At 65.7% G+C, this 7731-nt stretch carries 8 protein-coding genes; 6 read left to right on the forward strand and 2 right to left on the reverse strand.

Annotation, left to right across the window (positions count from 1 at the left end; all coding sequences use genetic code 11):
* Nucleotides 1–123 precede the first annotated feature (123 nt).
* Both htpG and AC1DQP_RS13085 read right to left on the reverse strand, forming a co-directional pair.
* Nucleotides 124–2022: a molecular chaperone HtpG gene (gene htpG, locus AC1DQP_RS13080; protein ID WP_478051750.1), complete on the reverse strand. Its 1899-nt coding sequence runs from the start codon at nucleotides 2020–2022 to the stop codon at nucleotides 124–126.
* A 225-nt stretch (nucleotides 2023–2247) separates the two neighbouring features.
* Nucleotides 2248–2940 carry a hypothetical protein gene (locus AC1DQP_RS13085; RefSeq protein ID WP_478051751.1) on the reverse strand — a complete coding sequence of 231 codons (693 nt, stop codon included), beginning with the start codon at nucleotides 2938–2940 and terminating at the stop codon, nucleotides 2248–2250.
* A 341-nt stretch (nucleotides 2941–3281) separates the two neighbouring features.
* Here AC1DQP_RS13085 and rsmD point away from each other — a divergent pair, with 341 nt between their 5' ends.
* The 6 genes from rsmD to AC1DQP_RS13115 all read left to right on the forward strand — a co-directional run.
* A complete protein-coding gene (rsmD, locus tag AC1DQP_RS13090; RefSeq protein WP_457322170.1) occupies nucleotides 3282–3887 on the forward strand; it encodes a 16S rRNA (guanine(966)-N(2))-methyltransferase RsmD in 606 nt (201 codons plus the stop codon).
* 7 nt (nucleotides 3888–3894) lie between these two features.
* Nucleotides 3895–4404 carry a pantetheine-phosphate adenylyltransferase gene (gene coaD / locus AC1DQP_RS13095; RefSeq protein WP_478051752.1) on the forward strand — a complete coding sequence of 170 codons (510 nt, stop codon included), beginning with the start codon at nucleotides 3895–3897 and terminating at the stop codon, nucleotides 4402–4404.
* A 48-nt stretch (nucleotides 4405–4452) separates the two neighbouring features.
* Nucleotides 4453–4944 carry a hypothetical protein gene (locus AC1DQP_RS13100; protein WP_256774056.1) on the forward strand — a complete coding sequence of 164 codons (492 nt, stop codon included), beginning with the start codon at nucleotides 4453–4455 and terminating at the stop codon, nucleotides 4942–4944.
* A 125-nt stretch (nucleotides 4945–5069) separates the two neighbouring features.
* Complete coding sequence (locus AC1DQP_RS13105) at nucleotides 5070–5351, forward strand: YfhL family 4Fe-4S dicluster ferredoxin (RefSeq protein ID WP_228887506.1); 282 nt, start codon at nucleotides 5070–5072, stop codon at nucleotides 5349–5351.
* Nucleotides 5348–7090, forward strand: a complete 1743-nt coding sequence (gene ggt / locus AC1DQP_RS13110; protein ID WP_478051753.1) for a gamma-glutamyltransferase — start codon at nucleotides 5348–5350, stop codon at nucleotides 7088–7090. The genes AC1DQP_RS13105 and ggt overlap by 4 nt, the downstream gene beginning before the upstream one ends.
* Nucleotides 7091–7191: 101 nt before the next feature.
* Nucleotides 7192–7731 (forward strand): MBL fold metallo-hydrolase (locus tag AC1DQP_RS13115; protein WP_478051754.1); only part of this gene is annotated, 540 nt, incomplete at its 3' end.

Consider the following 7731-nt stretch of genomic DNA (forward strand, 5'->3'; position numbering starts at 1 on the left):
CTACCTGGGTTCCCAAGAGCCGGCCAGCGGCCGGCACTACCGGGTTCCCAACCGGCGGTCAGCGGTCGGCACGTGCGGGTTGCCAATGCCGGCCCGCGGCCGGCACCTGGGCCACACCTCGCCTTACGCCGACAACTCCAGCAGCAGCTTGTTGAGCCGGCGCACGTAAGCGGCCGGATCCTTCAGTGTGTCGCCGGCGGCGAGCGCAGCCTGGTCGAACAGCACCCGGCTGAGGTCGTCGAAGCGCGCGCTGTCCGCTTCCTGGTCCAGCTTGCCGATCAACGGGTGGCCGGGGTTGAACTCGAACACCGGCTTGCTGTCGGGCACCTTCTGGCCGCTGGCTTCCAGGATCTGGCGCATCTGCATGCCCAGGTCCTGTTCGCCGATGGCCAGGATCGCCGGGGAATCGGTGAGGCGGTGCGAGACGCGCACGGCTGCCACGTCGTCGCCCAGCGCGGTCTTGATGCGTTCGACCAGGGCCTGCTTGTCCTTGGCCACGGCCTCCTGCGCCTGCTTGTCTTCCGCGCTTTCCAGCGCGCCCAGGTCGAGGTCGCCACGGGCGACGTCGGCGAACGACTTGCCGTCGAACTCGGTCAGGTAGCCCATCAGCCATTCGTCGATGCGGTCGGTGAGCAGCAGCACTTCGATGCCCTTCTTGCGGAACACTTCCAGGTGCGGGCTGTCCTTGACCTGGGTGTGGCTGTCGCCGGTCAGGTAGTAGATCTTGTCCTGGCCGTCGATCATGCGGCCGACGTAATCGGCCAGCGACACGCTCTGCTCGCCGCTGGCGTCATGGGTGGAGGCAAAGCGCAGCAGGCCGGCGATCTTCTCGCGGTTGTTGAAGTCCTCAGCGGGGCCTTCCTTGAGCACCTGGCCGAACTGCTTCCAGAAGCCGGCATAGACCTCGGGCTTGTCGGTGGCGAGCTTGTCGAGCATGTCCAGCGAGCGCTTGGTCAGCGCCGACTTCATCGAGTCGATGACCGGGCCGGACTGCAGGATTTCGCGCGAGACATTCAGGGACAGGTCGTTGGAATCGACCACGCCCTTGATGAAACGCAGGTACATCGGCAGGAACTGTTCGGCCTGGTCCATCACGAACACGCGCTGGACGTACAGCTTCAGGCCCTTGGGCGCGTCGCGGTGGTACAGGTCGAACGGGGCGTGGCCGGGGACGTACAGCAGGGAGGTGTACTCGAGCTTGCCTTCGACCTTGTTGTGGCTCCAGGCCAGCGCGTCCTGGTGGTCGTGCGCGGCGTGCTTGTAGAACTCCTGGTACTCGGCGTCGGTGATCTCGGTGCGCGGGCGGGTCCACAGCGCGCTGGCGCGGTTGACGGTTTCCCATTCGACCTCGGCCGGGGCATCCTCGCCGTGGTGTTCCTTGACCATCTGGATCGGCAGGCCGATATGGTCCGAGTACTTCTTGATGATGCTGCGCAGGCGCCAGCCGTCGGCGAAGTCCTGCTGGTCGTCCTTGAGCTGCAGGACGATGCGGGTGCCACGCTCGGGCTTGTCGATGGCTTCAACGTCGAACTCGCCTTCGCCGCGCGAGGACCAGTGCACGCCCTCGCTCGCAGGCAGGCCGGCGCGGCGTGAATAGACGTCGACCTGGTCGGCGACGATGAAGGCGCTGTAGAAGCCGACGCCGAACTGGCCGATCAGCTGCGAATCCTTCTTCTGGTCTCCGGAGAGCTGGCGCAGGAAGTTGCCGGTGCCGGACTTGGCGATGGTGCCAAGGTGGGCGATGGCGTCTTCGCGGCTCATGCCGATGCCGTTGTCGTCGATGGTGAGAGTGTGGGCGTCGGCATCGAAGCTGACGCGGATGCGCAGGTCGCCACCGTTTTCGAGCAGGGCCGGTTGGGTCAGGGCTTCAAAGCGGAGCTTGTCGGAGGCGTCGGCGGCGTTGGAGATGAGCTCGCGAAGGAAGATTTCCTTGTTGGAATACAGCGAGTGGATCATCAGCTGCAGCAGCTGTTTGACTTCGGTCTGGAAGCCCAGGGTCTGCTTTTGGGTCTGCTCGGTCATGGGTGGCGGTGCTCCTTGGACGATGCCGCGCCCGGCGCGGCGGCTGGTCAAGGGGTWGGGGTGGTGGGGTGGGTTTTCAAGGGCGTGCAGAGGCGGCGCGGAGCCAGTGCCGACGCGTGGCGTCTGAATGCGTAGGCCGCAGCGAGATCCCAGGCCGCCCCTTTACTCATGACGCGGCGTACCCGCGGGCAGACCTGCCGGGACTGGAGATCGAGTGCGCTTCTTTCAGTTGACGGTCACCGATCCACTATCGGACCCGCATAGGCGGGGGACGCACCCTTCCATTTTGGTCGATATCCTTCTCGGCTCGTGAACGATACAGATCGCGTTTGCAATATGACTTCCGCTGAACGAATCATTGTAGTGTTGAGAGAAATACGTCGCACATCTTCCGCTGTCGGCCGAGACACTGCCTCGCATTGAGCCGGAGCTTGAGTTGCTGTAGCGAATAGTGCCCGTGGAGTGGAAGTTGACCCCTGCGCTGGCTGAGCCATTGGGTGCATTTGCAAGAACATAATCGGAGGACCTGTCCGTCGATGACTGCGGGTGCTGAGGGCTGGCCGCTTGTGGGGCGAGCACTTCATCCCCATCGCGTAACTCGCATATCCAGGCTGCAATACTGCCTTCCAGCACTGCCTCGCCACCAGCCGGGCGGGCATTCTTTTCGAGGCAGAACGCCTCATGGTAAAGCTGTGTTGCTTTGCTTTGGCGGGAATACTGATAGGTGGGATTCCCGTCCTCGTTCATCACCAGACGCTGTTCGACAGCGACAAGGCCTCCTTGGAAGTCTGGCCACTCAGAGGCTCTGATCAGGGTCCTCTCTCCGCTTGTATTCACTTCCACCCGATCCTGGAGGGCGGAAGGAGGGGTCGCAGATACTGGAAATGCAACTATCAGGGCGAATGCGAATTCCTTCATTGTGAGTGTCCAGGTGACCGCTGATGCGGCATTTGGATTCTCGTTGGCCAGGCGGAACTATGTGGCGTATTCCGTCTCGAAACTCACCGTCTGTCGATGAGACATTCGCATGGATGCTGGCCAGGCCATCGGTGTGGAAAATGGCGGGCAGCAGTGTCGCGCTATGAGCGGCGGAATGGATCCGCCGTCCATTGAGGAGGTCGCCATGTGCCGCCTGTGGTGCGTGACGCGCGCGCGCCCGGGTTCAGCGCCTAGAATGCAGGTCTGAATCGCCCGACCTTCGTGCCCATGACTCCTTTCCGCCCGTACGCCCCTTCCACCGTCCTCGCCCGGAGCCGCGCATGAAACCGCGCCAGCCGGTGGCGGCGGCCGTGGGCCAGGTGCGGATCATCGGCGGCAAGTGGCGCGGGACGAAGTTGCCGGTACCGCTGTCGCCGGGCCTGCGGCCCAGTAGTGATCGGGTCCGCGAGACGCTGTTCAACTGGCTGACGCCGCGTATCGGTGGGGCGCGGGTGCTGGATCTGTTCGCCGGCAGCGGTGCGCTGGGGCTGGAAGCGGTGTCGCGTGGGGCCGGGCAGGCGACGCTGGTGGAGCGCGATGCGGCGTTGTCCCGGCAGCTGCGCGACTCGGTGGCCAAGCTGGGCGCGCAGGGGCAGGTGCAGGTGGTGCAGGCCGATGCGCTGCAGTGGCTGGCGCAGGCGCCGGCCGGGCAGGCCGATATCGTGTTCGTGGACCCGCCGTTCGCGGCGGGGCTGTGGGACCAAGTGCTGGCGGGGCTGGGGCCGCACCTGGCCGCCGATGCCTGGCTGTACCTGGAGGCACCGGCCGAGCAGGCGCCGCGGGTGCCCGCGCCGTGGCTGCTGCACCGCGAGGGCGGGACCCGGGAGGTGCGTTTTGCCCTGTACCGCCGCGCCACTGCTACACTTTCACCAGATCACAACGTGTAGCTGACGTATGACCGTGGCCAACCGCCGCATTGCCGTGTACCCGGGCACCTTCGATCCGATCACCAACGGTCACATCGACCTGGTGAACCGGGCCGCGCCGCTGTTCGAGAAGGTCGTGGTTGGCGTGGCGCAGAGCCCGTCCAAGGGCCCGACGCTGCCGCTGGAGCTGCGTGTGCAGCTGGCGCGCGAGGCCCTGGGGCACAATCGCAACGTGGAAGTGATCGGTTTCGATACGCTGCTGGCGCATTTCGTGCGCTCGGTGCATGGCGGGGTGCTGCTGCGCGGCCTGCGCGCGGTGTCCGATTTCGAATACGAATTCCAGATGGCGAGCATGAACCGTCATCTGATCCCCGAGGTCGAGACCCTGTTCCTGACCCCGGCCGAGCAGCACAGCTTCATTTCGTCTTCGCTGGTCCGCGAGATCGCCCGCCTGGGCGGCGACGTGTCCGGCTTCGTGCCGGCCTCGGTGCTCGAGGCGCTGCGCAAGGTCCGCGAAGCGAAGTCGGGCCAGTCGTAAAAACCCGTCAGACCCATACATACCAAGAATCACCAAGGGAGGAATTCCATGAACAACACCATGCGTGCCATGTTGATCGCGTCGTTCGCGCTGGCCTTCACCGCCTGCAAGAAGGAAGAGGCCGCTCCGGTTGCCGAAGCCCAGCAGGCGCTGGTCGCCCCGGACGCCAATGACGACGCCGGCTGGAAGAAGTACCTGCAGGCCGTGGCCGTGCAGAACATGGGCAACATCACCAACAGCCCGTTCCTGTACTACCTCTCGCCGGAGTCCGATCCGGAGTTCGCCGCCAAGTACGAGCGCCAGGTTGAAAGCGCCACCCAGGCCGTCGCGCGCGGCATCCAGCCGGGCAACATGCTGGCCTTCGGTTCGTCGGCTTCCTCGAAGATGGCCGACATGATCCAGGCCGTGTTCAAGGACGTGCCGGCCGACTCGATGAAGGGTGTGCGCGTGGTGTTCATCGGCAAGGCCGCTGACAACGCCCGCGTGCAGTCCATCGTGCAGCCGACCGGCGCCGAGTACATCTTCGTAGAAGCCAAGTAACCCGTGCAGTGGCGGCCGCGCCTGTGGCGTGGCCCGGGCGGCTTCTTCCGGGAAGCCGTCGATGACCGGCCTGCGCCACGGCGCGGGTCGGTCCTCATCCGCCGGCGTGGGCGTGGAGTAACGCCATGTCGCTGAAAATCAATGAGCTCTGCGTCAACTGTGACGTGTGTGAGCCCGCCTGTCCCAACCAGGCCATCTCGATGGGTGAAACCATCTACGTGATCGATCCGGCCCGCTGCACCGAGTGCGTGGGACATTTCGACGAACCCCAGTGCGTGGTCGTCTGCCCGGTGGAATGCATCGATCCCGATCCGGACATCCCGGAAACCCAGGACGCCCTGCTGGCGAAGCTGTACGGTCTGCAGCGCGACCATCCCGAACTTTATGCGGAGCCCCCATCCGAATGAATACGTTGTCGCGTCGTTGGTTGCTGTTCGTCCTGTTGTGGTCCCCGGTGGCATGGTCGGCCGCACCGGCGCAGGGTTCCCTGGCCAGTCATCCCGACGGTGCGGCGATCGCCAGCGGTCACCACCTGGCCACCGAGGCCGGCATGGAGATCCTGGCCAAGGGCGGCAACGCCTTCGATGCGGCGGTGGCGGTGTCCTCGACGCTGGCCGTGGTCGAGCCGATCAGCTCCGGGCTGGGCGGCGGCGGTTTCTTCCTCCTGCACGATGCAGCCACCGGCAAGGATGTGATGCTGGACGCGCGCGAGACCGCGCCGCAGTCGGCCAATGAAGCGGCGTTCCTGGACAAAAAGGGCGAGCTGGACCGCGACCGCTCGGTCAACGGTCCATGGTCGGCGGGCATCCCGGGCCTGCCGGCAGCGCTGGTGGAGCTGTCCAGCAAGCACGGCAAGCTGCCGCTGCGGACCTCGCTGGGCCCGGCGATCCGTGTCGCCAGTGAAGGCTTCCCGGTGTACGCGCGCATGGCCAAGGGCTACGCCTCGCGCCGTGAGGTGATGGAGCGCTACCCCGGGACCCGCGAGGTGTACCTGCGCAATGGCAAGCCGATCGCAGAGGGCGATGTGTTCCGCCAGCCGGAACTGGCAGCGACGATGGAGCGGCTGGCCGCGCAGGGGTTCGATGGGTTCTATCGCGGCCAGACCGGCAAGGCCCTGTTGGCCGGCGTGAAGCAGGCCGGCGGCCGCTGGACCGCCGAGGAGCTGGCCGGTTACCGGGTCAAGCTGCGCGAACCGATCGTGTTCAACTACCGTGACTGGAAGATCACCACCGCCTCGCCGCCGTCCTCTGGTGGCATCGCGCTGGCGGCGATGTTGCAGATCCTGGAAGGTTGGGACCTGAAGTCGATGGATGAAGCGCACCGTACCCACCTGGTGGTGGAAGCGATGCGCCGCGCCTACCGCGATCGCACCTTCTTCCTGGGCGATCCGGACTTCGTGCAGATTCCGCAGAAGGTGCTGACCAGCAAGGATTACGCGCAGGGCCTGCGGGCGACCATCCATCCGGAAAAGGCCACGCCGAGCGACCTGCTGTCGGGCAATCCGACCCCGCTGGAAGACGATGAGACCACCCACTTCTCCATCATCGACCGCGACGGCAACCGTGTCGGCGCAACCCAGACGGTGAACCTGCTGTACGGCTCGGGGCTGATTCCCAAGGGCACCGGCGTGCTGCTCAACAACGAAATGGACGACTTCGCACTGAAGCCGGGCACCCCCAACGCGTTCGGGGTGATGGGCTATGCGGCCAACGCGCCGAAGCCGGGCAAGCGCATGCTCAGCTCGATGACCCCGACCTTCATGGAGTCGCCGGACAAGGTGGTGGTGCTGGGCACGCCGGGCGGCAGCCGCATCATCACCATGGTGCTGCTGGGCATCCTCGGCTACGACGACGGCCTGAGCGCGCAGCAGGTGGCCGCATTGCCGCGCTACCACCACCAGTGGCTGCCGGACGAAATCTCGGCCGAAACCGGTGCGCTGGCGGTGGACACCATCAAGCAGCTGCAGGCGATGGGCCACAAGATCGAACTGCCCGGCGACAGCGCCGAAGGCGGCCGCGGTTCCAGCCACGTGTGGGGCAACCTGCAGACGGTGGAGTGGGACCGCCGCAGCAACGTGCTCAGCGGCGGCAGCGATCCGCGCAACCCGGTGGGCAGCGCGGCGGTGACCCCGGCCGCTGGCCGCTGAACCCGGCCGCTGTCCATGCGTTCGAGACCCCGCCGCCCGGCGGGGTTTTTCGTTATGGGCGCCTAGCGAATATTTAACGCGCCGCGCCGGATAATTTGCCGATGAAACTATGGTCGATACGCGGCAACACACAGAAGCTGGACGGCGGTGCGATGTTCGGCAATGCGCCGCGGACGGTCTGGGAAAAATGGGCGGCGCCGGACGATCTGAACCGGATCGAGCTGGCCTGCCGGGCGCTGCTGGCCAGCCCGCTGGCCGGTAAGACCGTGCTGTTTGAAACCGGTATCGGCGCATTCTTCGAGCCGAAACTGCGCGAACGCTACGGCGTGCAGGAACCGCGCCACGTGCTGATGGAATCCCTGCGCGAGGCCGGCTTCGAGCATGAGGACATCGACGTGGTGGTGCTGAGCCACCTGCACTTCGACCACGCCGGCGGCCTGCTGGCGCAGTGGAGCGAAGGCCGAGAGCCTGAACTGCTGTTCCCCAACGCGACGTTCCTGGTGGGTGCCGAACACTGGCAACGCGCCCTGCAACCACACCCGCGCGACCGGGCCAGCTTCATTCCGGAGCTGCCCGCGCTGCTGCAGGCCAGTGGACGCCTGGAGATCGTGGACGGGCCGTATTCGAAGGCGCTCGGCAAC

The organism is Stenotrophomonas sp. P5_A8, assembly GCF_056400545.1.